The organism is Pseudomonas sp. B21-009 (assembly GCF_024749345.1).
In the GTDB taxonomy this organism is placed as follows: Bacteria; Pseudomonadota; Gammaproteobacteria; order Pseudomonadales; family Pseudomonadaceae; genus Aquipseudomonas.
Genome location: NZ_CP087199.1, coordinates 3,493,735 through 3,520,416, shown reverse-complemented (window position 1 = coordinate 3,520,416; position 26,682 = coordinate 3,493,735). Strand labels below are relative to the sequence as shown.

Here is a 26,682-nt window from a genome sequence, read left to right as displayed (position 1 = left end):
CCTCGTTTCAGGCGTGTTCGATCAGCATCACCGCCAGGGTGTCGGCGGCCAGGGCCTCGAACACGTGCGGGGCGTCGGCCGAATAGCTCATGTAGTCACCGGCCTCCAGGGTCACCGTTTGCTCGAGCGGGCCGACCCGGGCGCGGCCGCTGCAGAGGATCACGTGCTCAAGGGTACCCGGTGGATGCGGTTTTGACCGCCGCGGTTCACCCGGCTGCACCCGCAGCCGGTAGAGATCGCGCTGTGCCCCGGCCGGGCAGGCGGCGAGCAGGGTGGCGGCGTAATGGGCCTGCTCGCTATGGCTGGCGGCGCCTTCAGCGGCGCGAATCACCTGCACGTGCTGACGCGGCTGGCCCATCAGCCGGCTGACCGGCACCTGCAACGCAGTGGCCAGGGCCCAGAGGGTTTCCAGGCTGGGGTTGCCGACCCCGGACTCCAGTTGCGACAGGGTCGACTTGGCCAGGCCCGCGCGCTTGCCCAGCTCGGTCACCGACAGGCCCAGGCGCTCGCGCTCGCGGCGGATGGCGCTGGCCAGCAGCAGGATAGGGGAATGGGCTTCGATCATGTGTTCTATATACCGGTCATTTGTTCGTCTTGACGAACGCTACTCATCTGTTCAGCATAACGGACCTTTGTTCGATATGACAGGAGTCGATACAGCATGCACCTGAAAACACGTGGCACCCTGGAGATGACCGCGGCCATGGTGATCTCCGGCACGGTGGGCTGGTTCGTGCTGGCCGCAGACCAGCCGGCAGCGGCTGTGGTGTTCTGGCGTTGCCTGTTTGGCGCGCTGGCGTTACTGCTGGCCTGTGCCGGCCTGGGCTTGCTCCGGCGCAGGGTGATTAGCGGCCGCCAGGCGCTGGCGGCGGTGTTGGGCGGGGTCGCGCTGGTGCTGAACTGGGTGTTGCTGTTCAGTGCCTATACCCATGCTTCGATTGCCGTTACCACCGTGGTTTATCACACCCAGCCGTTCATGCTGGTGGGTTTGGGCATGCTGCTGTTCGCCGAGAAGATGACCGTCAACAAGGCCGGCTGGTTGCTGGCGGCGTTCGCCGGGATGCTGCTGATCGTCATGGCCGGATCGAGCGTTGACAGCGTTGCCGGAGACTACCGCCTGGGCGTGCTGATGGCCCTGGGCGCGGCGTTTTTCTATGCCGTCGCTGCCGCTATCACCAAGCGTTTGCAGGGGGTGGCGCCGCACCTGATCGTGTTGATCCAGATGCTGGTCGGGGTGCTGCTGCTGGCGCCGTTTGCGCAGCTGCCGGGGTTGGCCCTGGCGCCCGCTACCTGGGCACTGCTGGCCACGATCGGCATCGTCCACACCGGCTTGATGTCGACCCTGCTGTACAGCGCCATCCAGAAAATCCCCACCAGCCTGGTCGGCGCCTTGTCGTTCATCTATCCGGTGGTGGCGATCCTGGTCGACTGGCTGGCCCTGGGGCATCCGCTGAGTGCGCTGCAACTGGCCGGTTCCGGCTTGATATTGCTGGCGGCGGCGGGGATGACCTTTGGCTGGATGCTGCGCATCACGACTGCTGCGCGGCCGATCGCTGGCAAGGCCAGCTCCCACGGGGATCGTTGAGCACCTCAGGATTATCCATCAGAACCAGCGGTCATTCTTTTTGCGCCCACGGCTCAAGGCCGGCAAGATCAAGCCCGCCAGCAAACCGGCACCGGCGATGCCGCCGCCGTACACCATGTAGCGCATCAACACCTGTTTGTTCTCGTCACCCAGGCGCGCCTGGGTGCTGCGCAGTTCCGACTGGGTGTCGCTCAGCTCGGCATTGAGCGCCTTGCTGCGTGCTTGCAGCTCGTCGATCAGCGCCTTGCGCGAGTCGAGGGTCTCTTGCATGCCTTGCACGCGGGTCTTCCAGCTGTCGTCGATGGTCTTGAGCTGTTCGCTGAGCTGGGTCACCTGCTCGGTCAGTTGCGGCAGGCGCTCGGCCTGGCCGGGCACGGCCTGCAGGTCGCTGCTGGTGATCCACACGGTGTCGCCGGATTCGCCGCGCACCTGGCTGTAGTTACCCTGGGTGGCCAGTAGTGTGACCTTTTGCCCGGACTTGAGGTTGCCGACAATGCGGTGGCCGTCGGTAGGGCCGCTACGCACGTAGGTGCTCAAGCTGTCGCTGACCCAGCGCTCGCTGCTGGGCGCTGCCTCTTCGGCATGCAGCGGGTTGGCCAAAACCAGCAGGGCGCCTATCAGGCTGCCGGTCAGCAGGCGGCGCGCGCCCGGGTTGCAGGAGGAAAACAGCGCGGGCGCCGCAGAAACGGGACGAGAGATAGGCATGATGGTCTTCGCGTGAAATAAACAATAAAAGCCCGATGACTGGGCCGGTGAACAGTCGGCGTGCGCGCAGGCCGCCTGCTGAAAGACCATATTTCTGCGGGCAGGTTCACTGAAGGGGGTAGGAAAATAGCAGCAAATGTTGCGGGCACAGGCTGTGCCCGCAAGCGGGGGCGGGGCTTGAATCAGCTCACGACGCGGTAGCAGGGCACGTATTCGGCACCGCCCGGCAGTTTCATCCGGTGCTGGTCGACGAACGCCTGCAGCAGGTGGCCGAGGGGTTCGAGCACGGCGCTGTCACCTTTGATTTCGTACGGGCCTTTCTCTTCGATCAGGCGGATGCCCTTGTCCTTGACGTTGCCGGCGACAATCCCGGAAAACGCCCGGCGCAGGTTGGCGGCCAGTTCGTGAGGCGGTAGCGCGCGGCTGAGCTTGAGCCCGGCCATGTTCTCGTGGGTCGGGTCGAAGGGGCGCTGGAAGCCTTCTTCAATCTTCAGCAGCCAGTTGAAGTGGAAGGCGTCGTTGCGCTCGCGGCGAAACTGCTTGACCTCCTTGAGCCCGTCGACCATCTGCCGGGCCACTTCGGCCGGGTCGTCGATGATGATCTGGTAGTGCGCCTGGGCCTCGTCGCCGAGGGTCGCGCGCACGAAGGCATGCAGTTGCTGCAGGTACGGCGCGGCGCTCTTGGGCCCGGTGAGGATGACCGGGAACGGCAGGCCGCGGTTGTCCGGGTGCATGAGGATGCCGAGCAGGTACAGGAATTCTTCGGCGGTACCGGCGCCACCGGGGAAGATGATGATGCCGTGGCCGACACGCACGAAGGCTTCAAGACGCTTTTCGATGTCCGGCAGGATCACCAGTTCGTTGACGATCGGGTTCGGCGCTTCGGCGGCGATGATGCCAGGCTCGGTCAGGCCCAGGTAACGGCTGCCGCTCATGCGCTGCTTGGCGTGGGCGATGGTCGCGCCCTTCATCGGGCCTTTCATCACGCCCGGGCCGCAGCCGGTGCAGACGTCCAGCTTGCGCAGGCCGAGCTCGTGGCCGACCTTCTTGGTGTACTGGTATTCCTCGGTGCTGATCGAGTGACCGCCCCAGCACACGACCATTTTCGGCTCCACGCCAGGGCGCAGGGTGCGGGCGTTGCGCAGCAGGTGGAAGACGTAGTCGGTGATGCCCTGGGAGCTTTCCAGGTCGATGCGCTGGCTGGCCAGTTCGCTTTCGGTGTAGACGATGTCGCGCAGGGCGCTGAAGAGCATTTCACGGGTGCTGGCGATCATTTCGCCGTCGACGAAGGCATCGGCCGGGGCGTTCAGCAGTTCCAGGCGCACGCCGCGGTCCTGCTGGTGAATGCGTACCTCGAAGTCCTTGTAGGCTTCGAGGATGGTCTTGGCGTTGTCGACGTGCGCGCCGGTGTTGAGGATTGCCAGCGCGCACTGGCGGAACAGGGTGTACAGGCTGCCGGAACCGGCTTCACTCAGTTGCTGTACTTCACGTTGAGACAGTGTTTCCAGGCTGCCTTTTGGGCTGACAGATGCATTGATAACTTCACGTTGGGGCATTCTGGGTTTCCTGTGAGCGGGTAAACGTCCATCTTCAGAACACCACCATACCGACAAATTGTCGCAGCAACGAGTGCCTTTCGCTGTCAGGCCTTCCAGCCGACCGCCTGCAGGGCCTCAAGCAAACGCTCGGGGCGCAGCGCCAGGACCTTGCTGCCATGGGCCTCGAGGTCGGTGGCAGCCAGCAGGGCATTGACGATGGCTTCCTCGACGGCGTCCGCCGCTGCGCTGAACAACGCTGAGATATGGTCGTTGTTGACCATCTCAACCGTGCTGGTCGGCGCGCCGGGGTGGCCGAAGTTGGCTGCCGGCAGGCTGTTGCCGGTGGAGAAGGCGATGAAGATATCGCCACTGGAGTCCTCGGTGCCGCCGCCGACCCGGGCCAGGCCGACGCTGGCCCGTTGCGCCAGGCGCGTGCATTGGTGCGGCAGCAGCGGGGCGTCGGTGGCCAGGGTGATGACAATCGAGCCCATGCCCGGCTCGCCGACATTGCGCGGCGCGCTGAACGGCGAATGCACCTCGCCCAGCACCTGGCCGACCGGGTAGCCGGCCACCCGCAGGGCGCCGCGTACGCCATAGTTGGCCTGCACCAGGACGCCGACGGTCCAGCCGCCGGCCGCGCGGTCCAGGACCCGCGACGAGGTACCGATACCGCCCTTGAACTCGTGGCAGATCATCCCGGTACCGCCGCCGACGCACCCTTCGGCCACCGGCCCCGATTGCGCCGCGGCCAGTGCGGCGTGGACATGCTCGGCCGTTACGTGCTGGCCCCAGATGTCATTGAGCACGCCGTCGTAGGTTTCCAGTACCGTCGGCATGCACCAGTAGGTGCGGGCCTTGGCCATCTCGCGCTCGGCCGCCACCAGCGCATCGCGGACCACGCCGACGCTGTGGGTGTTGGTGTAGGCAATCGGCGTGGTCAGCAGGCCGGCTTCGCGAATCCACTCAAGGCCGGTGGCATCGCCGTTGCCGTTGAGCACGTGCACACCGGCAAAACACGGCTGCAGGCTGGCGGCCTGGGCCCGTGGTTCGATCACCGTGACGCCGGTATTGACCGCGTGGTCGCCGCTGCCGCGCTGCACGGTGTGATGGCCGACACGCACGCCCGGCACGTCGGTAATGGCGTTGAACGCGCCAGGGGTGCCGACGCCGATACGAATGCCCAGATCACGTACACGCATTGATTCACAGCTCCTGTTGGAAGGTTCGAGGGGCGCGCAAGGGCCGTTGTTCGCAGCGCATGACAAGTGCTTGAGCAACGGCAATACTGCGTGCCGGTGTGCAGAGTCTAGGAGCCCGACCTGCCGCTGGCGATTCCCCCCAATCGTTACCCCCTAGGAGTTACCGGTGAACCTGCTATTCGAAGCCGCTGCCCACCACCATGGCCTGGCCCGGGTCATCGACCAGTTGGGCAAGCCGGGGTTCTGGCATCAGCTGATCGTGCTGCTCGATCAACTGCTGCCGTGCGACACCGCCCTGGCCTTGCTGGTGGAGCGCGAGGGCGCGCCGCAGGTGCTGGAGGAATTTGACCGCGGCTTTCGCGATGCGCCGGCGGCAGCGCCCCTGTACCTGGGCGGTCTGTACCTGCTCGACCCGTTCATCCAGGCCATGCGCGACGGCCTTGCCGATGGCGTGTACCGCATGGAAGAGGTCGCCCCGGACGAGTTTCGCAAGAGCGACTACTTCAACAACTACTTTCGTGCCCTGGTCGGCGAGGACGAGCTGCAACTGATCCTCAACCTCGATGCGGGCAAGGTCCTGGCCATCTCGCTGGGCGCCAACCAGCGTTACAACACCGCGGCCATAGGCCAGCTGAGCCTGCTGGCGCCGTGGCTGCTGGCCTTGATGCGCCAGCACTGGCACCAGCAGCATCCCCGGCAGGTTGCCGAGCATTCGACCCCGGTCGAGCGGGCGCTGGAGCATTTTGGCAGCGACACGTTGTCGGCGCGTGAGCTGGAAACCGCCCGCCTGGTGCTGCGCGGCAACTCCAGCAAGGCCATCGCCAAGCGCCTGGACATCTCCCAGGAGACGGTCAAGGTGCACCGGCGCAACCTCTACAGCAAGCTTGGGGTCTCGTCCCAATCGGAGCTGTTCAGCCTGTTTTTGCAACACCTGGGACAACATGACCATCAGGAGTGAATGATGCTACGGATACTCGGCAAGGCTTCATCGATCAACGTGCGCAAGGTGCTGTGGACCTGCGCCGAATTGCAGTTGCCGTTCGAGCGCGAGGACTGGGGCTCGGGCTTTCGCTCGACCGAGGATGAGGCCTTCCTGGCGCTGAACCCCAACGCCATGGTGCCGGTGATCGTCGACGGCGATTTTGTCTTGTGGGAGTCCAACAGCATCATCCGCTACCTCGCCGCCCAGTATGGCGGCCAGGCGTTGTACCCGGCCGAACCGAAGGCGCGGGCGCGGGTTGATCAATGGCTGGATTGGCAGGCCACCGACCTCAACGGTTCGTGGAGCTACGCCTTTGTCTCGTTGGTGCGCAAGGCACCGACCCACCAGGACCCGCAAGCGCTGGCGGCGGGTTGCCGCAACTGGGCGAAGCACATGACCATCCTCGAACGTCAGCTGGAACGTACCGGGGCCTATGTCAGTGGCCAGGACTTTGCCCTGGCGGACATCGCCATCGGCCTGTCGGTCAACCGCTGGCTGCAGACCCCCATGGAGCGCCCGGCGTTGCCGGCGGTCGAGGCTTACTATGAGCGCCTGAACGTGCGTGAAGGCTATCGCTTGCATGGGCGCAACGGGTTGCCGTGAGACCTACTGGCCTCATTGCGGGTCAAGAGCCGTGAGGATCTGATGCGCCACCTTCACCCGCTCGGCAATCGGGTAGTTCTTGTTCGCCAGCAACACAATGGCGATGCGTTTTGACGGCACGAACGCCACGTAGGCACCAAAACCATCGGTCGAGCCGGTCTTGTTCAAGAAGGTGTCGGCTGGCAGCGGCCGCGCCGGTTTCAGCCAGCTCACAGGTTGCGGCTCCAGCACCATCGACGGCGCATTGCCGGCCTGCAACTGCTCAAGGCTGACCGGGTAGGCATACTGCTCCCAACCCAGGCCCTGGGTCATGGCACCGACCTGGTAATAGCCGGTCTGGGTGGTGGCGATGGCCCGTTGCAGCGGTTTGCTCAGGCTGTGCGGCTGCATGTTCAGGTCCAGGTAATGCAACAGGTCCACGGCCGTGACTTTCAAACCATAGGCCTCGCCATCCAGCGGCCCGGGGCCGACGCGCACCGCTTGGTCCTGCTTGTTGTATCCCTGGGCATAGTTGCCCATCTGCGCGCCAGGCACTTGCAGGTAGCTGTGCTGCAGGCCCAGTTGCGGCAGCAGCTGTTGCTCCATCAACTGGGCGAACGGCGTTCCCAGGCTTTTCGCCGTGAGGTAGCCGAACAGGCCCAGGCTGGGGTTGGAATACAAGCGCTGAGTGCCCGGCGCGTAGTCGGCTTTCCAGTGGCCGTAGTAGCCGGCCAGGTCGGCTTCGCCCTTGACCGCGTCAGGGAACTGCAAGGGCAGGCCGCCCGCGCTGTAAGTCCCAAGGTTGAGCAGGGTGATGCCATCGAACGCGGTGCCTTTGAGTGCGGGCCAGTGCTTGCTGGCCGTATCGCCAAGGCTCAGCTTGCCACTGGCCTGGGCAAAGCCTGCAAGGGTGGCGGTAAAGGTTTTGCTCACCGAGCCGATCTCGAACAGGGTGTCGGCATTGACTGGCTGGCCGCTCTGTTTCGAGGCCACTCCGTAGTTAAAGTAGTGCTGCTGGCCATCGACGCTGATGGCCACGGCCATGCCGGGGATTGCCTGTTGCTGCATCAGCGGGCGCACGACGGCGCTCACCGTTGACTCCAGCGGCGTCTGCGCAAGGCTTTGCCCGGTAACCAGGCAAAGGGTAAAGGCAGCCAGAATCCCTGGCTTGAGGTTGGTTTTTTGGTGCATGATCGGCAACCTTTCCTTAAGTGGACTGTTGTGAGCCTGGCTGCAGCAGGGAGCGCCAATCTAGGCGCTTTGCCCAGGTTGCACAAACGATGATATTTCGCAGCAGCCATTAGAAAAATTTGGGAGTCTGCATGATCCGACCACACCTGCCCCTGAATGCCCTGCGTGCCTTCGAGGCTTCGGCCCGGCATTTGAGCTTTACCCGCGCGGCCATCGAGCTGTGCGTGACCCAGGCGGCGGTCAGCCATCAGGTCAAGAGCCTCGAGGCCCAGCTCAAGGTCGCCCTGTTCAAGCGCCTGCCGCGCGGGCTGATGCTCACCCGTGAAGGCGAAACCTTGCTGCCGGTGCTGCGCGAATGCTTCGACCGCATCGCCCAGACCCTCGACTGCTTCGACGGCGGCCACTACCGCGAAGTACTCACCGTCGGCGCGGTGGGCACCTTTGCGCTCGGCTGGCTGCTGCCACGCCTGCCCGAGTTCCAGGCCCTGCACCCGTTTATCGATTTGCGCCTGTCGACCAATAACAACCGCGTCGATATCGCCGCCGAAGGCCTGGACTACGCCATCCGCTTTGGCAGCGGCGCCTGGCATGGCATCGATGCCATGCCGTTGCTGGAGGCGCCGCTGTCGGTGTTGTGCGTGCCGTCGATTGCCGTGCAGTTGCACAGCCCGGCTGACCTGCTGCAACACACCCTGCTGCGTTCCTACCGCAGCGATGAGTGGGCCGAATGGTTCCAGGCCGCTGGCCTGCCGGGCGCGGTACAGCCGTCGCGGACCATGGTCTTCGATTCGTCGCTGGGGATGATGGACGCCGCCCTGCAAGGCGCCGGTGTGGCCCTGGCGCCACCGCTTATGTTCGAACGCCTGCTGGCCAGCGATGCCATTCGCCAGCCATTTGCCCTGGGCATCAGTACCGGCAGCTACTGGCTGACGCGCCTGCAGTCCAAGGCCGAAAGCCCGGCGATGGTGGCGTTCAAAGCCTGGCTGTTGAAGGCAGCTACAGGCTGAAACGCGAAGGCCGGCAGCCTTGCAGCTCGGGCGCCAGTCGGCTGTCGATCAGCTCTTGCGCCACCAGTCGGCCGACCACGGCCGCCAGGGTCACGCCCGAATGCATCACCGCCAGGTACAGGCCGCTGACAGTTGGCAAGGCACCGATAATGGGGATGCGATCATCCGGCATGGGTCGCAAGCCAACCTCGGTACTGATTAGCTCAAGGCCCTGGCCGCCGTGCAAACTGTTGCGGATGGTAGTGCGCGCCCGCTGGGCAATGCCCTCGGGACCGTCTTCGCCGTCGGCGTCGAGGTAGTCTTCGGCGGCCAGGATCAGCTCCGGCGTCGGTTGGCGGATTTCCAGTTCGCTGCTGGCGATCAGGGTGTGCACCAGCCGCCGTTGCGCCCGCAGGCGGATCAGGATCGACGGCGACGGATGCAGTGGCAAGCTGACGCCCAAGGGCTGCAGCAAGGCCTTGCACGCGGTGCCTGCCGCTACGACCAGGCGCTCGCAACTGATCCGTCCCTCTGCGCTGACAAGCGCGGCGACGGCGCCGTCCCGGCATTCAATCGCCAGCACCTGCATATCGGTCAGCACCCTGGCGCCGTTGGCCTGGGCGCGTTCCAGCAGCAAGCGGGTCATCGCCAGCGGGTCGATTGAGCCTTCCTGCGGTGCAAATAGCGCCTGTTGCAGTGGCGCTTTGAACTGCGGCTCAAGCTTTCGCACGCGAGCCGGGTCGATCGGCTCGACGCCAGCGGCGGGCGAGGGCGCTGCACTGAACGACAGTGCGCCGCTCCAGTTGATCGGCGCCGTGCCCAGCTCGTCTTGCAGGCGGTGATACTCACCAATCGCCAGATTGCGCAAGGCGGCGAATTCGCCAGGCTGCGGCGCCGTGGTGTTGATCCAGCCAAAGGCTCGCGAGGTGACCCCCAGGCCCGGCTGGCCCTTGTCGATCACTGTCACCTGGGTGTGCTTGCTCAGGTGATAGGCAATCGAGGCACCGACGATACCGGCGCCGATGACCACCACGTGCGGGCGCTCGGCCTCTGCTGTCATTGGCGATTCTCCGGCCAGGTTGCGGTCGGGAAGTAGCTTTCCATGCCCGGCTCCTTGTGCTCGACGCCGTCGCGTTGCCAGTAGCAGGTCAGGCGCGCGTAGTTGTCCAGGTCGCCGTGGATCAGGCAGGTCGAACGGTGACCGGGCCAGGTGAAACGCAGCACCTTGGCCTTGGCAATGGCCGCGACCTCGACCTGGCCGATGGCGGTGTGGGTCTTGCCGTCAATGGTCGTTGCCAGCAGCAGTTGCCCGTCCACATAGCGCAGCGTGGCCCGGCCGGCATAGCTGGCGCCGTTGTCGGGTTCTTTCCCGATCAGCGCATAGGAGCCGACCACGAAGCCGTACAGCGGGTCCGGATAGTCCTCGTCATCGGCCACGCAAACCGTGCCGACCAGCAACAGACTCAGCAGCAACAGCCTCATGGCAGGCACGGGGCGATACTCTTGTACGTTCACTTCAAAGCCAACTGCCGGGTAATGGTCGGGTCGCTGATCTTGTCGTCGTCAATCAGCAGCAAGGCCTTGGAGAGGATGATCGACAGCAGCGCGTCGCCCTCGAACGGCAGGTACTGCGGGGTGTTTTTCTGCCGCGCCTTGGCGTCGGGGACGATGCACAGGTACTGATCGTTGGGCAGCATCAGGATGTTGCCCGAGCCCAGGTGGATCTTGTAGCTGCGCAGCTTGCCGGTGACCTCCAGGAAGCGCCCGTGCAGGGTCCATTTGTCTTTGAGGCGGGTCATGCGCGGCAGCAGTTTTTCCAGCAATTGCTTGCGCGTTTGCGCGGTGGCGCCCAGCTCGCCGAACGAGTGGTTGTGCCAGTAATCGCGGTAGCGGCCGTCCGGCCCGCCGTCGGCCCACAGCGGGTCGTTGGCCAGCGAGGCGACGCCGACAAACAGGTCGACATCGCGCATCACTTCGCTGAGCACCAACGGCGGCACCTGGTCCAGCGGCAAGGGCGCAGCGTCCACGGCGTTATCCCAGCGGTTCAAGGCATAACCGCCGCCACCGGCATGGGCGCTGCGCTGGGCGGCGTCGATGGGGTAGAAGCGTACCTGGTCGCTGCTCAGGCGCAGGAAGGCGCCGGCTTCGTTGGTATCGACGCCATAGTCGTCGCCCACGCCCTCGATCCAGAACTCGGCGCGCAGGCCCCAGGCCGGCAGTTCGCGGCTGGCCGGCGGGTAGGTATCATCGACCATCAGCCGCAGCTTGTTGCGCCAGCCGCGGGCGGCGGCCAGGGCGTGGAACTGGTGCTGGCGCAAAATGTGCGCGGCGAAGCGGTTGGAGTAGCTGGCGGTGTTGCGCTCGGCTTCGGTCAGCAGGTAGACCTCGCGGTGGGCCTGCTTGAATGGCTGGGTGATCTGCAGCGCTTCAATGCGCTCGCGCCAGGCCAGGACCTCCTCCAGCGGGCGGCCGATCGGGTGCCAGAGGCGCACTTGCGCCGCGCTGGAAGGGCTGATGGTTTTACCGTCCAGGGTTTGCAGGCAGCCTTCGTTGAACACCACGGCGTGCTGCTGGCCGCCGTCGCTGATCACCCAGATCAGCCGCCGCGCCAGGGTGCCGATCAGCGGGTGGTCGAGGTAACGCTCCTGCCATTGATCGTACGGCCAGTGCTTTTCCAGCAGGAACAGGCTGTCCAGGCGCTCGGCCTGGGCCGGCAACATGGCGCCGATGTCCTTGAGCGCGCCTTGCAGCTCCTTGAGCTCGTCCTTGTAGTCGGCCTTGACCTTGGCCGGCACCGATTTTTGCGGCGTGCCGTCGGCGCGGAACCAGCTCAGGGTAGCGGCCTTGCCATCGACTTTGAGCTCGGCGACAAAGGCGCCGTCATCAAAACTTTCGCGGCGCAGGCCGACCTGCTCCAGACCGTAGGTCGGCACGCCGAGTTCTTCGATCTGGTCACGGGGCAGTTGCAGTGCTTGGGCGGCGCTGGTGAAGGCTTTTTCGATTTCCTTCTGCGCGGTGCCGAACTTGACCCGCACCTTGAGCAGGGCCAGTTGCCCGACTGCTTCGCTGGTTGGGATCGACGACAGCGCGAACACCGCCGCGTTGCCGACCTTGGGCGCCCGTGGGCCGATGCCGCGCACCTTGCGGTAGGCGCTCAGGGCCAGGCGGGCGATGGCCCGGGTCAGTTCGCTGTCGGCCAGCGGCGCGCACATCCACAACAGGCCGCGCAGCACCGTGGCGTTGCCATCGTGCATGCGTGCGCGGTCATCGGTGCTTTCCCAGCCGACGTTGAGCAGCGCGCCGCAGCGCCCGGCATCGACCCGCGCAAACCAGCGCAGCAGTGCCGCCCGCAGCGGTGCTTCACCGACCTTGGCCAACAGCGCCTGGGCGTTCTTCAGCCATTTCGCCGAGGGCCGCGCCGAAGTTGCCGCAGCGGCCTGACGCAACAGCGCCAGCCAGTCTTCGCGCACCTCGGGGCTCAGTTGTTCGAGGTCTTCCAGGGCCAGTTGGGTCCAGTGTTCGCACGGCGCCAGCACCTGCCAGGCGCCGCTGCCCAGCAGCGGGTCGAGCTTGGCCAGCAGTTGTTCGCCGAAGTTGCCGTAGTGGCCCAGGTCGGCGCACTGGCTGCGCAGCATGATCAGCAGGTCACGCAGGTCGGTTGGCACTGTGCTGAAGTGTTGCGCGATGATCCAGTCGGTCACCGTCAGGGTTGGCAGGGTGCCGTAATAGGCAAAGCGGTAGCTGGTAAACCACTGCAGCACAGGCTCGGCCAGCTGGCCGACGTCGGCGCCGTTTTCCATCAGCCAGGTCATCAGCGCCGGCAGTACGCCGTAGTCGAAAATGTGCGAGAAGGCATGCCCGGCACTGGCGGTGCTCAGCTCACCGTTGTAGGCCACCACCCGTTCGATCAGCGCCAGCACCAGGCGCGTGCGCAGCGCCGGGTCAGGGCTCAGGGCCATCACCGCCGGCAATTTGCCCAGGGCGAAGACCATGGCGTCGGGGCGGCCGTGAATTTTTTGCAGCAGCGGCAGCAGTTCGCTGATCAGCGCATGCTCGTGGCGCAGTTCGGAGCCGGCCAGCAGCGGGTAGCCGTCCGGGCCGATGTGCTCGACCGGGCCCAGTTCGGTTTGCGCGCGATCGTGGCGAAACGCCTGAAGTTGTTCCAGTGCCATGAGGTTCAGCCTCCTACCAGCGGGGTCAGTTTGATGAAATTGACCACGCTGTCGTGGCGGATGGTCAGGACTTCGTCGAGGCTTTCGGCCTGACGCTCGTCGAGCAGGATGAAAAAGCCATTGCGCTCGAAGGCCTCACAGGCGATGTCGACCTGCTTGCGCCAGTCGATGGTCTGGCGCTCGACGACAGGCTCGCCATTGAGCGCAGCTTCCAGCGGTTCGGGGCTGACCAGGCGCTGGCGCCGACTGTGGCCGGTCTCAGTGCTGCGCTGCTGGACTTCCTGATGGACCCGTTCGCGGATCAGTTGGCGCACGGTGATGGTGTCGGTGGCAAAGTGCAGGGCGAAATCGTCGAAGACTTCGCCCGAAACCGACTCGTCGCGGACGGTGAGCGTTGCCATGGGAACTCCTTTTCTGGCAAGAGGCAAAACGAATGGGCGCAAGAGTATCAGGCTGGTCGGCGGATTTCGACGTGCAGGCGCTCAACCATCACTGCCGTTGCGTGCGCGAAAGAACTCCCCCGGCGGCAGGCCGAACTGCTTGCCGAAGGCGGCGATAAACGCCGACAGTGATTCGTAGCCGCAGGCCAGGGCCACGTCGGTGACCCGCTCGCCGCGCTCAAGGGCCGGCAGGGCGCAAAGCAGGCGCATGCGCTGGCGCCAGAGGCGAAAGCTCAGGCCGGTTTCGCGTTGAAAACGCCGGCTCAGGGTTTTCTCCGACACGCCGGCTTGCCGCGCCCAGTCGGCCAGCCCGGTCGGCGAATCGGGTTGTGCCTGCAGGTGGCTGCACAGGGCACGCAACTCAGGGTCCAGTGGCAGCGGCAGCATCAATTGCTGTTGTTCTGCATTGTCCAGCTGGTCGAGCAGCACCTGCACCAGGCGCCCGTCGGGGCCCTCGCTGTCGTATTCCACTGGCAGTTCGCTGAAGCTGCGGATCAGCTCGCGCAACAGCGGCTTGACCGCGACTACCCGGCATTGCGGCTCGCGCCAGCTTGCCGGTGCTTGCTCCAGGTACAGGCTGCGCAGGCAGGTGTCGTCGGCGCAACTGACCCGGTGCGGCACGTGCGCCGGCAGCCACACTGCGCGCTGCGGCGGCACCAGGTAGAAACCCTGGTCGGTGTGCACCTCCAGCACGCCGCGAATGGCATAGGACAACTGCCCCCACGGATGGCTATGGCGGTAGCCGAGCACCACGTTGGGCAGCGCCTGCACATGGCCATACACCGGGCGCGGCAGTGCCGTCAGCTGCTCCAGTGACTGCGGGGTGAAGGCGGGCGGTTGTCCTTTTGGCGACACTGGCGGGGCGCTGGCGTTAGTCAAGATCGGGCAAAGACCTTAACGTCTGCGGCGCCACAATAACAAGCCGGGAGCGGCCATGAAGTACCTGCGGATGCTGTTCGACAATTTCACCCTGGCGCTGCTCGGGGTTATCCTCATTGCCACGCTGCTGCCCTGCGAAGGCAGTGGCGCCGTGCTGTTCGGCTGGTTGACCAACCTCGCCATCGGCCTGCTGTTCTTTTTGCATGGCGCCAAGCTGTCGCGCGAGGCGGTCGCCGCCGGTGCCGGGCACTGGCGCCTGCACCTGCTGGTGTTTGCCTGCACCTTTGTGATGTTTCCGCTGCTGGGCATGCTGCTCAAGCCGCTGTTGCTGCCGCTGGTGGGCGATGAACTGTACCTGGGCGTGCTGTACCTGTGCGCCTTGCCGGCCACGGTGCAGTCGGCCATCGCCTTTACCTCGCTGGCCCGTGGCAACGTACCGGCGGCGATCTGCAGCGCGGCGGCGTCGAGTTTGCTCGGCATCGTCTTGACGCCGTTGCTGGTGGTGCTGCTGATGGGCGTCGAGGGTGACAGCGGCTCGAGCCTCGATGCCGTGCTGAAAATCGTTGTGCAACTGCTGGTGCCGTTCGTGGCCGGGCAACTGGCGCGGCGCTGGATCGGCGCCTGGGTGGCGCGCAATGCCCGCTGGCTGAAGAGCGTCGACCAGGGTTCGATCCTGCTGGTGGTTTATACCGCCTTCAGCGATGCGGTGGTCAGCGGCCTGTGGCATGCAGTACCTGCGTCGCGCCTGCTGGGCCTGGCGCTGGTCTGCTGCCTGCTGCTGGCGCTGGTGCTGTGGCTGACCGGCGCGCTGGGGCGCTGGCTGGGCTTCAACCTCGAAGACCGCATCACCATTCTGTTTGCCGGCTCGAAAAAAAGCATGGCCACCGGCGTGCCGATGGCCCAAGTGCTGTTCGCTGGCGGCGGTATCGGTGCAATGATCCTGCCGCTGATGCTGTTCCACCAGATCCAGCTGATGGTCTGCGCGGTACTGGCCCAGCGCTATGCCGCGCGTACTGAAGAACCCTCGCTTACAACAGAACCCCTTTGACCGGTTGCAGTGGTGCCGGCGCCGCCTCATCGGCCAGCTCGCGCACGGCGATTTCCAGGTTGCGGCACATGGCGTCCAGGGCCAGGTCGTTGGGCTGGGTGTCGAACGGGTCGGCGATCTGGTCACCCAGGGCATCCAGGCCGAAGAAGGTATAGGCCAGCACGCACACGGCAAACGGCGTGAACCAGCCGATGCTGTCGACCAGGCAGAACGGCAGCAGGAAGCAGTAGACGTGGACGATGCGGTGCAGCATGAGGATGTAGGGGTAGGGGATGGGCGTGTTTTTGATCCGCTCGCAGCCACCCAGCACGTACGACAGCCGGTTGAGCTGCTGGTCGAGGTTGGCCTGGATCACCTCGCCGGCGCCGGCATCGCGGGCCTGGGCCATGAAGCGCTGGCCGAGCAGGCCGAGCAGGCGGCTGGCAGGCGCATCGCTGCTGGCCAGGCTGGTGCGCGTCGGGGTGTCGAGCAGGCGCTGGCGGTCGGCGCAGGCCGGGGTGCCGCGCAACTGGTCACGCAGCACGTAGGCGAAAGCAATCAAGGGGTCGAGCAGGGCGCGGCGCTGGCTGGCGTCGAGGCTCGGCAGCAGGCTCAGGGTCTGGCGGGTCAGGTTGCGGCTGACGATCAGCAGCTCGCCCCACAGCGTGCGCGCTTCCCAGAAGCGCTGGTAGGCCACGGTGTTGCGAAAGCCGAGGAAAATCGCCAGGGTCAGGCCCCAGAGGGTAAAGGGCGTGGCGGTGAGGATCACCTTGTACTCGAACAGGGTGCCATGGGTGGCTACCACTGCCGAGCTGATCAGCACGGTGTACAGCACCTTGCGCCAGATCGCCGGGATGATCGAGCCCTTGAGCGAAAACAGCAGGACGCGGATGGAGGGTTTTTGTGGCTGGATGATCATGCAAGGCAGGCCCTGTACAGTAACGCGAGTATTGACGCGCGTTACTGTAGGGCAAAGCTGGGTCAGGATACAGTTTGGGATAAAAATGCCAGGGTCATCGGCACCAGAGAGTGAAGTTGTCGAGTAAAGAGTAGTCGTGTGCGATGACACGGATCAGGGCGATGTTGCTGTTCGCCGGGGCCGGGTATTCCAGCCAATCATACGCAGCAGAAGCAGGGCGCTCGAGAATCTGTCTATGCAGAAGATTGCCTCGCGGATCAAGGAACTCAACTTCGCCGTGTTCGTTTCTGCCGCTCCAATAGAACCTGATACGCCCTGCCTCCGGGGTGGGGCCTGTCGGTCGACAGGCCTCGGTGCATTCGAGCACCGCCAGGGCGTGCTGGCTACTGGCAAAAATACCAGGTAGCGCGGCTATTCATGGCAGCAGTGGGGTGGTTGGGCGAGGTCTTGGTAACGGTCATGATGGCGCACCCAGTCCATGGTGCCTTCCTCGTTGCGGCCTTTGGGCATCAGGTCGAGAAAGTTGTAGGTACCGACCAGCATGTCCAGGCCGCGGGCGTAGCTTGAGTAGGTGTGGAACAGCGTGCCGCCGGCATCGCGGTAAAACACGCTGAGGCCCGGCAGCTCGGTTTCCTCGCCCGAATACGGCTCATAGTTGTACTGGTCGCTGCCCTTGGCGCCGACGCCGAAGTCCTGGTTGAAGCTGCTGCCATGCGACGAGACCCAGGGAAACTTCCAGCCCATGCGTTGTTTGAACGCCTGGAACTGGACGTAGGGCGCGCGCGACACCGCCACCAGCGACACATCGTGGTGGGCCAGGTGCAGGTTGGCGCCGTCGAAATGATCGGCCAGGAACGAACAGCCCGGGCAGCCTTCATCCCAGCCTTCGCCGAACATGAAGTGATAGACCAGCAGTTGGCTGCGGCCGGCAAACAGGTCGCCAAGGCTCAGGCGGCCCTCGGGGCCTTCGAAGCGGTAGTCCTGGTCGACCCGCACCCAGGGCAGGGCGCGGCGGGCCTTGCTCAGTTCGTCGCGCTGGTGGGTCAGGGCCTTTTCATGCAGCAACAATTGGCGGCGGGCGCTGAGCCATTCGCTGCGCGAGACCACCTGGGGGTTTTGATGGTTGTCCATGGGTACGGCTCCGCTGGGGGGAATGTACTCATGGTCGATTGTCGGGTGGGGGATTCGACAGAGGTGAGTGCAGGGCTGATGAACGGTGGTGAATTCATCGCGGGTCAAGCCCGCTCCCACAGGTTTTGCATCAACCCTTTGTGGCTGGCTTTAAGCCCCCACAGACCCACTGTGGGAGCGGCGGTGCGGCGACCCGACTTGACCCGCGATGAGGCCAGTACAGCCAACTCATCAAGTGGTGCCCGGATTACGACCGCTTCGCGCTCGATCGCGGGGCAAGGCCCGCTCCCACTTTCAGCCGGACATCCGCCCGATCAGCGCCCACAAGCGCTCATCGTCGAAATCCTCTACCACCAACTGCGCACCAGCCTCCAGCAAGGCTTCAGGCCGCTGGCTGGTCGATAGCCCGACGGTGAAGATCCCCGCGCCGCTGGCCGCCTTCACTCCCGGCAGCGAGTCCTCGAACGCCAGCGCATGCGCCGCCCGCGCCTGCAGGCGTTCAAGGCCGGTGAGGTAGGGCAGCGGGTCGGGCTTGGCCCGGGCCAGTTCTTCGGCCACCAGCACATGCTCGAAGCGTTGCTCCAGGCCCATGGCGGCGAGCATGTGCACGGCGTTGGCCCGTGGTGCGTTGGTGACCACGGCAACGCCGATGCGCTGGCGTTCGGCATGTTCAAGCAAACGCAGCAGGCCGGCGGTGGGCTGCAAGGTGGGCGACAGGGCGCGAAAGCGCGCCTCCTTGCGCTCGGCGAACAGCTGGTGCTCGCTCACCGGCCGGTCAGGGAACAGGTAGCGGCACAGGTCGGCATTGGCCCGGCCGCTGACGTGGGCATCGAACTCGGCTTCGGTGAACACCCGGCCTTCTTCGAGCAACAGCTGTTGCATGGCCAGCAGGTGGAGTTTGTCGGTATCAGTCAGTGTACCGTCGAGGTCGAACAACAGGGCATCAAGCATGGTCGGCTTCCGCTGCGGTGGCCGGCCATGATAACCGGATCAGCGGGGCTGGTCAGATGCGTAGGAAAAGAGTACAAATGTACTCCATGAATAAACTATCGCCCAAACGCCGCGCTATTCTCGATTTCATTCGCCAGCGCATCGCCGATCAGGCCCAGCCGCCAAGCCTGGCCGACATCGCCACGGCCTTCGGTTTTGCCTCGCGCAGTGTCGCGCGCAAGCACGTCCAGGCGCTGACCGAGGCCGGTTTCATCGAGGTCACCCCCAACCAGGCCCGTGGCATCCGCCTGGCCGGTGCCTTGCGCCGCCCCGAGGTGCTGGAGATCCCGGTGCTCGGCCAGGTCGCCGCCGGCCGGCCGATCGGCCCGGACGTGGATATCCACGAACAACTGATGCTCGATTCGCACCTGTTCAGCCGCTCGCCGGACTACCTGCTCAAGGTGCGCGGCGACTCGATGATCGACGCCGGCATCCTCGATGGCGACCTGGTCGGCATCAAGCAGCAGGCCGAGGCCCGTGACGGGCAGATCATCGTCGCGCGCCTGGACGGCGAGGTGACCATCAAGCGCTTCGAACGCGCCGGCGGGCATTACCGCCTGCTGCCGCGCAACCCGGCCTATGCCCCCATCGAGGTCGGCCCGGAGCACGACTTCGTCATCGAAGGGGTGTTCTGCGGCCTGGTGAGGCGCGGCTGATGGGCGCGGTGGTCAGCCTCGACGGCCTGCTCGACCAGCAACGGCTCTGGAAGGGCCGCCCGCAGGCCTTGCCCCAGGGCCTGCAGCCCAGCGGTCATGCCGCCCTGGATGCGGCACTGCCCGGTGGCGGCTGGCCGCCCGGGGCGCTGACCGAGCTGCTGCTGGCGGCCGAAGGCTGTGGCGAGCTGCAATTGTTGTGGCCGAGCCTGGCGCGACTGACCCAGGCCGGCGAGCGGGTGGTGCTGATTGCGCCGCCGTTCATTCCCTACCCGCCGGCCTGGCAGGCGGCCGGGGTCGACCTGCAGTGGCTGGCAGTGGTCCAGGCCACTGCCGGCGAAGTACTCTGGGCCGCCGAGCAGTGTTTGCGCTCGGGCAGTTGCGGCGCCGTGCTGTGCTGGCCGCACAAGGCCGATGATCGCGCCTTGCGCCGCTTGCAGGTTGCCGCCGAAAGCGGCCAGACCCTGGCCTTTGCCTGTCGCCCGCAACAGGCTGCGCTCAACCCGTCACCGGCGGCGCTGCGCATTGCCGTCGATGCCCAGCCGGCCCAGTGGCGGGTGCTCAAGTGCCGCGGCGGCCTGGCTCCGGCTACGCCCATTGCCTGCCCCGGGCGAGGCTGATGGATCATGCTCTGGGCCTGTATCCTGCTGCCGCAGCTGGCACTCGACGCCGTGCTGCGCGCCCGCGACGACGCCGACACGCCATTGGTGCTGCTCAGCGGCCCGGCCCAGCGCCGGGTCTTGCAGGCGGTCAACCCGCCAGCCGCTACCCTGGGCCTGCGCGCCGGGCAGGCGCTGACCACCGCCCAGGCCCTGGCCGGCAGTTTTACCTGCGTCGAGCACGACCCGGCAGCTATCGAGCAATTGCAGCAGTTTCTGGCCGCCTGGGCCTATCGCTTCAGCTCCCAGGTCAGCCTGCATTACCCACGGGTGCTGTTGCTTGAAGTCGAGTCCAGCCTCGGCCTGTTCGGGCCCTGGCCGGCCTTTGAAGCGCGGCTGCGCGCAGAGCTCAAGGCGCTGGGTTTTCGTCACCGCATCGTCCTGGCCAGCAACCCGGTGGCGGCGCGCATGCTCGCCAATGCCCACGACGGCCTGGCCCTTGAGTGCCCGCAGCAAACCCGCGCGGCGCTGGAGCAGATGCCCATCGACCGCGTCGGCCTGCCCGCCGAGGCCGCCAACGCCTTGGCGCGCATGGGCCTGCGCCAGCTCGGCCAGGTCCTGGCCTTGCCCCGTGATGCCCTGGCCCGGCGCTTTGCCGCAGCGGTGCAACTGCACCTGGACCGCCTGCTCGGGCGCCGGCCCATGGCCCTGGAATTCTATTTGCCACCGGACCGCTTCGATGCGCGCCTGGAGCTGAACTTCGATGTCGAATCCCATCAAGCCCTGCTGTTCCCCCTGCGCCGGCTGATCAACGACCTTGCCGCCTTCCTCGCCGGGCGCGACAGCGGCGTGCAGCGCTTTGCCCTGCACCTGGAGCACGGCGAAGGGCCCGACACCTGCGTGCCGGTCGGCCTGCTGGCGGCCGAGCGTGATCCGTCGATGCTGTTCGAGCTGGCCCGTGGCCGCCTTGAGCAACTGCAAATTGCCGCGCCGGTGCGCAACCTGCGCCTGCTGGCCGAAGACCTGCCGGCCTTCGTGCCGCAGCGCGCCGAACTGTTCGACCCGCGCCCGCAACAGAACCAACCCTGGGAGCAACTGCGCGAACGCCTGCGCGCGCGGCTGGGCGACGAAGCGGTACGGGGGCTTGCGGCCCAGGCCGATCACCGCCCCGAGTGCGCCTGGCAGGCGGGCGACGGGCCGCGCCAGGCGCTGGCGCTACCAGGTGCGCCACGCCCGGGCTGGCTGCTGGCCGAGCCCCAGGCCTTGCCCGGCGTCGGCGTGCAGTTGCTGACCGGCGCCGAGCGCATCGAATCCGGCTGGTGGGACGGCGGCGATGTGCGCCGCGACTACTACCGGGTGCGTACCGCCAGCGGTCTGCACGGCTGGGCCTACCGCACCCTCGGTGAAGACGGCCGCTTGTGGCTACAGGGCTGGTTCGCATGAACACCCCGGGCTACGCCGAGCTGCACTGCCTGTCCAACTTCAGCTTCCAGCGCGGCGCTTCCAGTGCCCAGGAGCTGTTCCAGCGTGCCCGCCAGCAGGGCTACCAGGCCCTGGCGATCACCGACGAGTGCACCCTGGCCGGTATCGTCCGCGCCTGGCAGGCAGCCAGGGCGGCGGGCCTGGCGCTGATCGTCGGCAGCGAAGTGCGCCTGCACGACGGCCCCAAGCTGGTGCTGCTGGCCGAGAACCTCGGCGGTTACCAGCACTTGTGCAAACTCATCACCCTGGGCCGGCGACGGGCGAAGAAGGGCGAGTACCAACTGCTGCGCGAAGACTTTGCCACGCCCCTGGATGGCCTGCTGGCGCTGTGGGTGCCGGACGGCAGTGAGGCTGACCAGGCCAGCGGCCACTGGTTGCGCGAGGTGTTCGCCGAGCGGCTGTGGCTGGCGGTCGAGCTGCACCGTGGCGCCGATGACCCGCGGCGCCTGCAACAGTTGCTGGCCCTGGCCGAGCGCCTCGATATTCCGGCCGTGGCCAGCGGTGATGTGCACATGCATGCCCGTGGTCGTCGTGCCCTGCAGGACAGCATGACCGCCATCCGCCATCACTGCAGCGTGGCCGAGGCCGGCCAGCGCCTGTTCGCCAATGGCGAACGGCACCTGCGCCCGCTGGCGCAACTGGCCGAGCTGTACCCGCCGGCATTGCTCGAAGAAAGCCTGCGCATTGCCGCGCGTTGCCAGTTCGACCTGGGCCAGTTGCGCTATCAATACCCTCGCGAACTGGTGCCCGAAGGCCAGACGGCCAGCGCCTGGCTGCGCCATCTGTGCGAGCGCGGCCACCGTGAGCGCTGGCCCGGGGGCATTGGCGACAAGGCGCGCCAGTCCCTGGAACACGAGCTGCAGCTGATTGCCGAGCTCAACTACGAAAGCTACTTTCTTACCGTCCACGACATCGTCAACTTCGCCCGGGGCCAGGGCATTCTCTGCCAGGGGCGCGGCTCGGCGGCCAACTCGGTGGTGTGTTTCGTGCTCGGCATCACCGAGCTCGACCCGATGAAAAGCCACCTGCTGTTCGAGCGCTTTTTGTCCCGCGAGCGCGACGAGCCGCCGGACATCGACGTCGACTTCGAACACGACCGCCGCGAAGAAGTCCTGCAGTACGTGTTCCGCCGCTACGGTCGCCATCGCGCGGCGCTCACCGCCGTGGCCAGCACCTACCACGCTGCCGGTGCAGTGCGCGATATCGCCCGGGTGCTGGGCTTGCCGGTGCAGCAGATCAACGCCCTGGCCGATTGCTGCGGGCGCTGGAGCGACCGCCTGCCGCCTCCCGAGCAACTGCGCGAAGCCGGTTTCGACCCCGACAGCCCGTTGCTGCGCCGGGTGCTGGCGTTGACCGGCGAGCTGATCGGTTTTCCTCGCCACCTGTCCCAGCACCCGGGCGGCTTCGTGATTTCCGAGCAGCCGCTGGACAGCCTGGTGCCGGTGGAAAACGCCGCCATGGACGAGCGCACGGTGATCCAGTGGGACAAGGACGACCTCGACCTGGTCGGCCTGCTCAAGGTCGATATTCTTGCCCTGGGCATGCTCAGCGCCTTGCGCCGCTGTTTCGACCTGCTGTATCGCCACCGTGGCCGCCGGTTGACCCTGGCGAGCATCCCGGCCGACTGCGCGGCGACCTACGCGATGATCGGCCGCGCCGACACCGTCGGTGTGTTCCAGATCGAGTCGCGGGCACAAATGGCCATGCTGCCGCGGCTCAAGCCGAAGAACTTCTACGACCTGGTGATCGAGGTGGCTATCGTTCGCCCCGGGCCGATCCAGGGCGACATGGTTCACCCGTTCCTGCGCAGGCGCCAGGGGCTTGAGCCGGTGAGCTATCCGTCGGATGCGCTGAAGCAGGTGTTCGAGCGCACCCTCGGCGTGCCGTTGTTCCAGGAACAGGTGATGGAACTGGCGATGGTTGCCGGCGGTTATTCGGCCGGCGAGGCCGACCAGCTGCGCCGGGCCATGGCCGCCTGGAAGCGCCACGGCGGCCTGGAGCCGCACCGCCAACGGCTGACCCAGGGCATGCTCGACAACGGCTACAGCGCAGAATTTGCCGAGCGCATCTTCGAGCAAATCAAGGGCTTTGGCAGCTATGGCTTCCCCGAGTCCCACGCCGCCAGCTTCGCCTTGCTGACCTATGCCAGTTGCTGGCTCAAGTGCCACGAGCCGGCAATCTTTGCCTGTGCGCTGATCAACAGCTGGCCCATGGGCTTCTACAGCCCCGACCAGATCCTGCAGGACGCCCGCCGTCATCACCTCGAGATCCGCCCGGTGGATGTCTGCCACAGCGACTGGGACTGCAGCCTGGAGCCGGGGGCAGGGGACGCCCTGGCCATTCGCCTGGGCCTGCGCCAGGTGCGCGGCTTTCGCCAGCAGGACGCCTTGCGCATCGAACAGGCGCGGGCCGAGTGCGGCTGGCGCGATGTCAGTGACCTGTGCCTGCGGGCGCAGCTCGATGCCCGTGCGCGTGAGCTGCTGGCCGATGCCGGGGCCTTGCGCGGGTTGGCCAGCGACCGTTACCGGGCGCGCTGGAGCGTGGCCGCGGTGCAGGCGCAACTGCCGTTGTTCGCTGGCATCGAGGCGCCAGTGGAAGCACCGGTGGATTTACCGCAACCGTCGCTGAGCGAGGACATGTTTGCCGACTACGCCAGTGTCGGCACCACCCTCGGCCCGCACCCGCTGACCTTGCTGCGCCGCCGCCTGAATGCCCTGGGGTGCCGCAGTTCGCAAGCGCTGGAGCAGGCCGAACACAACGATCGGGTCAGCGTGGCGGGGCTGGTGACCGGGCGCCAACGACCGGGGACCGCCAGCGGGGTGACCTTCGTCACCCTTGAAGACGAGTTCGGCAACGTCAACGTGGTGGTCTGGCGCGACCTGGCCGAGCGCCAGCGGCGGGTGCTGGTGGGCGCGCAACTGCTGCGGGTGAGCGGAAAGCTGGAGTGCGAGAGCGGGGTGCGTCACCTGATTGCCCAGCGCCTGGAGGATCTGAGCCCGCTGTTGCAGGGGCTGGATGTGCGCAGTCGGGATTTTCACTGAACAGCATCGCGGCCCTCATACCATCGACAGATGCTGCTTGCGTGTCGGCGGCGCAAAGGCCCGGTCGATTGCGCGCAGGTCTTCACTGCTGAGCACCAGGTTGGCCGCCGCCGCGTTCAGGCGCACATGCTCAAGGTCCACCGCCTTGGGAATGGCAATCACGCCGTCCTGGCGAATCACCCAGGCCAGGCTCACCTGCGCCGGCGTCGCACCATGGCGCTCGGCAATCTCGGCCAGGGTCGGGTGCTTGAGCAAGCGCCCGGCCTGGGCCAGCGGGCAGTAGGCCATGGTCGGCAGGTTACGCTTGTGGCTCCAGGGCAGCAGGTCGTATTCGATGCCGCGCAGGGAGGGGTTGTAAAGCACCTGGTTGGCCGCGCAATCACCGCTCAGCCGATACAGCTCGCGCAGGTCGTCGACATCGAAGTTGGACACGCCCCAACGGCCGATCTTGCCCTCGACGCGCAAGCGCTCGAAGGCTTCGACGGTTTCCGCCAGCGGGTACTGGCCACGCCAGTGCAGCAGGTACAGGTCGATGTGTTCGGTGCCCAGGCGCTTGAGGCTACGTTCGCAGGCCGCGGGAATGCCTTTGAGGCTGGCGTTGTGCGGGTACACCTTGCTGACCAGGAACACCTGCTCGCGACGCCCGGCAATGGCCTTGCCTACAACGGTTTCCGCGCCGCCTTCGGCGTACATTTCGGCCGTATCGATGAGGTTCAGGCCCAGCTCGATACCGTGCTGCAAGGCGGCGACTTCGGCGTGCTGGCGGGCCGGGTCTTCGCCCATGTACCAGGTGCCCTGGCCGATGGCCGGGATGTTGTGTTCGGCAAGTTTCACGGTACGCATGTCACCTCCTGTGGGCGGATATGTTCAAGCAATACATCGAGCAGCGCCTGCGCCGCTGCCGAGAGTTTATGGTCGGCCAGCAGGGTCACGCCAATACGCCGTTCTATACTCGGTTCTACCAGCGGCACGCAACGCGCACCCAGCTCCTGCATCTGGCCGATGCACAGCGCCGGCACGGCACTGACGCCCAGGCCGTTGGCAACCATGCGGCCGATGGTCGACAACTGATGGCTTTCAAAGGCTACCGCCAGCTTGCCGTGTTCGGCGGCCAGGTGTTGCTCCAGCAGCAGGCGCACCGCCGAAGGGCGTTGCAGGGCAATGAAGTCCTCGCCCAGCAGTTCACGCCAGCTCACCTGTGGCTGTTGCGCCAGCGGCGAGTCGGCTGGCACCACGGCGACGAAGCGGTCCAGGTACAGCGGCGTGAAGCGCAGCGGCTCGCTGGCTTCGGGTTCGAAGCCGATGCCCAGTTCGACGCGGCGGTGGCGCACCAGTTCCAGCACCTGTTCGTTGATGACGTCGTGGACGGTGACGTTGACCCTCGGGTAGCGCTGGCGGAACACCTTCAGCGCCGCCGGCAGCAGGTTGCCGGCAAAGGCCGGCATGGCGGCGATCGACACCCGGCCAAGCTGCAGGGTAAAGCGCTGGCGCAGCAATTCTTCGGTGTTGTCCCAGTCGGCCAGCAGTTGCCGGGCCAGCGGCAGCAGCACTTCGCCCTCAGGCGTCAGGCTGACGCTGCGGGTGGTGCGGCTGAGCAGGGCGCCGCCGAGGTTGTCCTCAAGGGCCTTGATGGTCAGGCTCAGGGCCGGCTGCGACAGGTGCAGGTGTTCGCCAGCCTGGGCAAAGCTCTGGTATTTGGCGACGGTGACGAAGGCGCGCAACTGTTTGACGTTCATCGGGCTAGGCTATTCTTTTGAAAAGTTAATCAATCGATCATAAAAACAAAATTAACAAATAAGTGCTCAGGGGTGAAGATGGTTCAAACGCTCGCCGACACCCCTGTCGGATCAACAACTACAAAAGGCGGATCAGCATGGCCGGACTGGACAAGCGCGTAGCAACCTATGAACAGGCCCTTGAAGGCCTGACCGACAACATGACGGTACTGGCCGGTGGTTTCGGCCTGTGCGGCATCCCGGAAAACCTCATTGCCGAAATCAAGCGCCGTGGCGTCAAGGGCCTGACCGTGGTCTCCAATAACTGCGGCGTCGACGGCTTTGGCCTGGGCGTGCTGCTTGAAGAGCACCAGATCCGCAAGATGGTTGCCTCCTACGTGGGCGAAAACGCCGAGTTCGAGCGCCAGCTGCTCAGCGGCGAACTTGAAGTGGAACTCACCCCGCAAGGCACCCTGGCCGAGAAGATGCGCGCTGGCGGCGCCGGCATCCCGGCCTTCTTCACCGCCACCGGCTACGGCACCCCGGTCGCCGAAGGCAAAGAGGTGCGCGAATTCAACGGCCGCAAGTACATCCTTGAAGAGTCCATCACCGGCGACTTCGCCATCGTCAAGGGCTGGAAGGCCGACCACTACGGCAACGTTGTGTACCGCAACACCGCGCAGAACTTCAACCCGCTGGCCGCCACCGCCGGCAAGATCACCGTGGTCGAGGTCGAAGAGATCGTCGAGCCGGGCGTGCTGCTGCCGAGCGAAATCCATACCCCGGGCATCTATGTCGACCGGGTCATCGTCGGCACCTTCGAGAAGCGTATCGAAAAACGCACCGTCAAAGCCTGACCCGACCCC

Annotated in this window: 25 protein-coding genes; 10 read left to right on the top strand and 15 right to left on the bottom strand. The window is 65.8% G+C overall.

The genetic code is table 11. The annotated features are described in order from the left end of the window. Positions 1-7 precede the first annotated feature (7 nt). Positions 8-565, bottom strand: a complete 558-nt coding sequence (locus LOY34_RS15915) for a helix-turn-helix domain-containing protein (RefSeq protein ID WP_195884452.1) — start codon at positions 563-565, stop codon at positions 8-10. A 96-nt stretch (positions 566-661) separates the two neighbouring features. Between LOY34_RS15915 and LOY34_RS15910 the strand changes: the two genes are divergently transcribed. Then, the gene (locus LOY34_RS15910) at positions 662-1,585 is read left to right on the top strand and encodes a DMT family transporter (protein WP_045194109.1); all 924 of its coding nucleotides are present in this window, start codon (positions 662-664) and stop codon (positions 1,583-1,585) included. An 18-nt stretch (positions 1,586-1,603) separates the two neighbouring features. On the opposite strand, the gene LOY34_RS15905 is transcribed toward LOY34_RS15910, so the two are convergent. The 3 genes from LOY34_RS15905 to LOY34_RS15895 all read right to left on the bottom strand — a co-directional run bounded on the left by LOY34_RS15905 (position 1,604) and on the right by LOY34_RS15895 (position 5,027). After that, the gene (locus LOY34_RS15905; RefSeq protein WP_195884451.1) at positions 1,604-2,290 is read right to left on the bottom strand and encodes a TIGR04211 family SH3 domain-containing protein; all 687 of its coding nucleotides are present in this window, start codon (positions 2,288-2,290) and stop codon (positions 1,604-1,606) included. Positions 2,291-2,472: 182 nt separating this feature from the next. Further along, positions 2,473-3,846, bottom strand: a complete 1,374-nt coding sequence (gene ppnN, locus LOY34_RS15900) for a nucleotide 5'-monophosphate nucleosidase PpnN (protein ID WP_045194108.1) — start codon at positions 3,844-3,846, stop codon at positions 2,473-2,475. 86 nt (positions 3,847-3,932) lie between these two features. Beyond that, positions 3,933-5,027 (bottom strand): P1 family peptidase, encoded by a 1,095-nt coding sequence (locus LOY34_RS15895; protein WP_045194107.1) that lies wholly within the window; start codon positions 5,025-5,027, stop codon positions 3,933-3,935. A gap of 166 nt (positions 5,028-5,193) precedes the next feature. Between LOY34_RS15895 and LOY34_RS15890 the strand changes: the two genes are divergently transcribed. Both LOY34_RS15890 and LOY34_RS15885 read left to right on the top strand, forming a co-directional pair. Beyond that, positions 5,194-5,985, top strand: coding sequence for a helix-turn-helix transcriptional regulator (locus tag LOY34_RS15890; protein ID WP_045194106.1), 792 nt, complete (start codon positions 5,194-5,196; stop codon positions 5,983-5,985). A 3-nt stretch (positions 5,986-5,988) separates the two neighbouring features. Further along, positions 5,989-6,612: a glutathione S-transferase family protein gene (locus LOY34_RS15885; protein ID WP_093387487.1), complete on the top strand. Its 624-nt coding sequence runs from the start codon at positions 5,989-5,991 to the stop codon at positions 6,610-6,612. A gap of 12 nt (positions 6,613-6,624) precedes the next feature. Here the strand turns inward: LOY34_RS15885 and ampC are convergent, their stop codons facing one another. Continuing rightward, positions 6,625-7,782, bottom strand: a complete 1,158-nt coding sequence (gene ampC, locus LOY34_RS15880) for a class C beta-lactamase (protein ID WP_195884450.1) — start codon at positions 7,780-7,782, stop codon at positions 6,625-6,627. Positions 7,783-7,913: 131 nt separating this feature from the next. On the opposite strand from ampC, the gene LOY34_RS15875 reads away from it, so the two are divergent. Then, complete coding sequence (locus LOY34_RS15875; RefSeq protein ID WP_195884449.1) at positions 7,914-8,789, top strand: LysR family transcriptional regulator; 876 nt, start codon at positions 7,914-7,916, stop codon at positions 8,787-8,789. On the opposite strand, the gene LOY34_RS15870 is transcribed toward LOY34_RS15875, so the two are convergent. The 5 genes from LOY34_RS15870 to LOY34_RS15850 form a co-directional block, all read right to left on the bottom strand. Then, on the bottom strand, positions 8,779-9,828 hold the full coding sequence (locus LOY34_RS15870) for an FAD-binding oxidoreductase (RefSeq protein ID WP_195884448.1): 1,050 nt from the start codon (positions 9,826-9,828) through the stop codon (positions 8,779-8,781). The genes LOY34_RS15875 and LOY34_RS15870 overlap by 11 nt on opposite strands. Next, complete coding sequence (locus LOY34_RS15865) at positions 9,825-10,250, bottom strand: hypothetical protein (protein WP_195886012.1); 426 nt, start codon at positions 10,248-10,250, stop codon at positions 9,825-9,827. The genes LOY34_RS15870 and LOY34_RS15865 overlap by 4 nt, the downstream gene beginning before the upstream one ends. A 29-nt stretch (positions 10,251-10,279) precedes the next feature. Continuing rightward, complete coding sequence (locus tag LOY34_RS15860) at positions 10,280-12,940, bottom strand: DUF4132 domain-containing protein (RefSeq protein ID WP_195884447.1); 2,661 nt, start codon at positions 12,938-12,940, stop codon at positions 10,280-10,282. 5 nt (positions 12,941-12,945) lie between these two features. Continuing rightward, complete coding sequence (locus tag LOY34_RS15855) at positions 12,946-13,341, bottom strand: hypothetical protein (protein WP_195884446.1); 396 nt, start codon at positions 13,339-13,341, stop codon at positions 12,946-12,948. Between the two features lie 81 nt (positions 13,342-13,422). Beyond that, positions 13,423-14,235: a helix-turn-helix domain-containing protein gene (locus LOY34_RS15850; RefSeq protein ID WP_195886011.1), complete on the bottom strand. Its 813-nt coding sequence runs from the start codon at positions 14,233-14,235 to the stop codon at positions 13,423-13,425. 79 nt (positions 14,236-14,314) lie between these two features. Here LOY34_RS15850 and LOY34_RS15845 point away from each other — a divergent pair, with 79 nt between their 5' ends. Further along, positions 14,315-15,307 carry a bile acid:sodium symporter family protein gene (locus LOY34_RS15845; RefSeq protein ID WP_195884445.1) on the top strand — a complete coding sequence of 331 codons (993 nt, stop codon included), beginning with the start codon at positions 14,315-14,317 and terminating at the stop codon, positions 15,305-15,307. On the opposite strand, the gene LOY34_RS15840 is transcribed toward LOY34_RS15845, so the two are convergent. The 3 genes from LOY34_RS15840 to LOY34_RS15830 all read right to left on the bottom strand — a co-directional run bounded on the left by LOY34_RS15840 (position 15,288) and on the right by LOY34_RS15830 (position 18,287). Then, on the bottom strand, positions 15,288-16,205 hold the full coding sequence (locus tag LOY34_RS15840; RefSeq protein ID WP_195884444.1) for a bestrophin family protein: 918 nt from the start codon (positions 16,203-16,205) through the stop codon (positions 15,288-15,290). The two genes, LOY34_RS15845 and LOY34_RS15840, sit on opposite strands and share 20 nt — an antisense overlap. Before the next feature lie 411 nt (positions 16,206-16,616). Further along, positions 16,617-17,336 carry a thioredoxin family protein gene (locus LOY34_RS15835; protein ID WP_195884443.1) on the bottom strand — a complete coding sequence of 240 codons (720 nt, stop codon included), beginning with the start codon at positions 17,334-17,336 and terminating at the stop codon, positions 16,617-16,619. Between the two features lie 294 nt (positions 17,337-17,630). After that, positions 17,631-18,287 (bottom strand): HAD family phosphatase, encoded by a 657-nt coding sequence (locus LOY34_RS15830; RefSeq protein ID WP_195884442.1) that lies wholly within the window; start codon positions 18,285-18,287, stop codon positions 17,631-17,633. 77 nt (positions 18,288-18,364) lie between these two features. Here LOY34_RS15830 and lexA point away from each other — a divergent pair, with 77 nt between their 5' ends. The 4 genes from lexA to LOY34_RS15810 are packed head-to-tail and all read left to right on the top strand — an operon-like array spanning position 18,365 to position 24,101. Then, entirely contained in the window at positions 18,365-18,982 is a 618-nt protein-coding gene (gene lexA / locus LOY34_RS15825) for a transcriptional repressor LexA (RefSeq protein WP_195884441.1), read from the top strand. Continuing rightward, positions 18,982-19,599 (top strand): translesion DNA synthesis-associated protein ImuA, encoded by a 618-nt coding sequence (gene imuA / locus LOY34_RS15820; protein ID WP_093381566.1) that lies wholly within the window; start codon positions 18,982-18,984, stop codon positions 19,597-19,599. Before lexA ends, imuA begins: the two co-directional genes overlap by 1 nt. A gap of 6 nt (positions 19,600-19,605) precedes the next feature. Then, entirely contained in the window at positions 19,606-21,021 is a 1,416-nt protein-coding gene (locus LOY34_RS15815; protein ID WP_195884440.1) for a DNA polymerase Y family protein, read from the top strand. Further along, a complete protein-coding gene (locus LOY34_RS15810) occupies positions 20,997-24,101 on the top strand; it encodes an error-prone DNA polymerase (RefSeq protein WP_195884439.1) in 3,105 nt (1,034 codons plus the stop codon). Before LOY34_RS15815 ends, LOY34_RS15810 begins: the two co-directional genes overlap by 25 nt. 15 nt (positions 24,102-24,116) lie before the next feature. Here LOY34_RS15810 and LOY34_RS15805 read toward each other — a convergent pair whose 3' ends face one another. Both LOY34_RS15805 and LOY34_RS15800 read right to left on the bottom strand, forming a co-directional pair. Next, on the bottom strand, positions 24,117-24,944 hold the full coding sequence (locus LOY34_RS15805; RefSeq protein WP_195884438.1) for an aldo/keto reductase: 828 nt from the start codon (positions 24,942-24,944) through the stop codon (positions 24,117-24,119). After that, a complete protein-coding gene (locus LOY34_RS15800; RefSeq protein WP_123566324.1) occupies positions 24,932-25,837 on the bottom strand; it encodes a LysR family transcriptional regulator in 906 nt (301 codons plus the stop codon). The genes LOY34_RS15805 and LOY34_RS15800 overlap by 13 nt, the downstream gene beginning before the upstream one ends. 137 nt (positions 25,838-25,974) lie before the next feature. Here LOY34_RS15800 and LOY34_RS15795 point away from each other — a divergent pair, with 137 nt between their 5' ends. Further along, a complete protein-coding gene (locus LOY34_RS15795) occupies positions 25,975-26,673 on the top strand; it encodes a CoA transferase subunit A (protein WP_045194087.1) in 699 nt (232 codons plus the stop codon). Positions 26,674-26,682: the final 9 nt, after the last annotated feature.

Coding starts and splice junctions, on each gene's coding strand:
- LOY34_RS15915 (WP_195884452.1), bottom strand. CDS start 565: ATGATCGAAGCCCATTCCCCTATCCTGCTGCTGGCCAGCGCCATCCGC.
- LOY34_RS15910 (WP_045194109.1), top strand. CDS start 662: ATGCACCTGAAAACACGTGGCACCCTGGAGATGACCGCGGCCATGGTG.
- LOY34_RS15905 (WP_195884451.1), bottom strand. CDS start 2,290: ATGCCTATCTCTCGTCCCGTTTCTGCGGCGCCCGCGCTGTTTTCCTCC.
- ppnN (WP_045194108.1), bottom strand. CDS start 3,846: ATGCCCCAACGTGAAGTTATCAATGCATCTGTCAGCCCAAAAGGCAGC.
- LOY34_RS15895 (WP_045194107.1), bottom strand. CDS start 5,027: ATGCGTGTACGTGATCTGGGCATTCGTATCGGCGTCGGCACCCCTGGC.
- LOY34_RS15885 (WP_093387487.1), top strand. CDS start 5,989: ATGCTACGGATACTCGGCAAGGCTTCATCGATCAACGTGCGCAAGGTG.
- ampC (WP_195884450.1), bottom strand. CDS start 7,782: ATGCACCAAAAAACCAACCTCAAGCCAGGGATTCTGGCTGCCTTTACC.
- LOY34_RS15875 (WP_195884449.1), top strand. CDS start 7,914: ATGATCCGACCACACCTGCCCCTGAATGCCCTGCGTGCCTTCGAGGCT.
- LOY34_RS15870 (WP_195884448.1), bottom strand. CDS start 9,828: ATGACAGCAGAGGCCGAGCGCCCGCACGTGGTGGTCATCGGCGCCGGT.
- LOY34_RS15865 (WP_195886012.1), bottom strand. CDS start 10,250: ATGAGGCTGTTGCTGCTGAGTCTGTTGCTGGTCGGCACGGTTTGCGTG.
- LOY34_RS15860 (WP_195884447.1), bottom strand. CDS start 12,940: ATGGCACTGGAACAACTTCAGGCGTTTCGCCACGATCGCGCGCAAACC.
- LOY34_RS15855 (WP_195884446.1), bottom strand. CDS start 13,341: ATGGCAACGCTCACCGTCCGCGACGAGTCGGTTTCGGGCGAAGTCTTC.
- LOY34_RS15845 (WP_195884445.1), top strand. CDS start 14,315: ATGAAGTACCTGCGGATGCTGTTCGACAATTTCACCCTGGCGCTGCTC.
- LOY34_RS15840 (WP_195884444.1), bottom strand. CDS start 16,205: ATGATCATCCAGCCACAAAAACCCTCCATCCGCGTCCTGCTGTTTTCG.
- LOY34_RS15835 (WP_195884443.1), bottom strand. CDS start 17,336: ATGGACAACCATCAAAACCCCCAGGTGGTCTCGCGCAGCGAATGGCTC.
- LOY34_RS15830 (WP_195884442.1), bottom strand. CDS start 18,287: ATGCTTGATGCCCTGTTGTTCGACCTCGACGGTACACTGACTGATACC.
- lexA (WP_195884441.1), top strand. CDS start 18,365: ATGTACTCCATGAATAAACTATCGCCCAAACGCCGCGCTATTCTCGAT.
- imuA (WP_093381566.1), top strand. CDS start 18,982: ATGGGCGCGGTGGTCAGCCTCGACGGCCTGCTCGACCAGCAACGGCTC.
- LOY34_RS15815 (WP_195884440.1), top strand. CDS start 19,606: ATGCTCTGGGCCTGTATCCTGCTGCCGCAGCTGGCACTCGACGCCGTG.
- LOY34_RS15805 (WP_195884438.1), bottom strand. CDS start 24,944: ATGCGTACCGTGAAACTTGCCGAACACAACATCCCGGCCATCGGCCAG.
- LOY34_RS15800 (WP_123566324.1), bottom strand. CDS start 25,837: ATGAACGTCAAACAGTTGCGCGCCTTCGTCACCGTCGCCAAATACCAG.
- LOY34_RS15795 (WP_045194087.1), top strand. CDS start 25,975: ATGGCCGGACTGGACAAGCGCGTAGCAACCTATGAACAGGCCCTTGAA.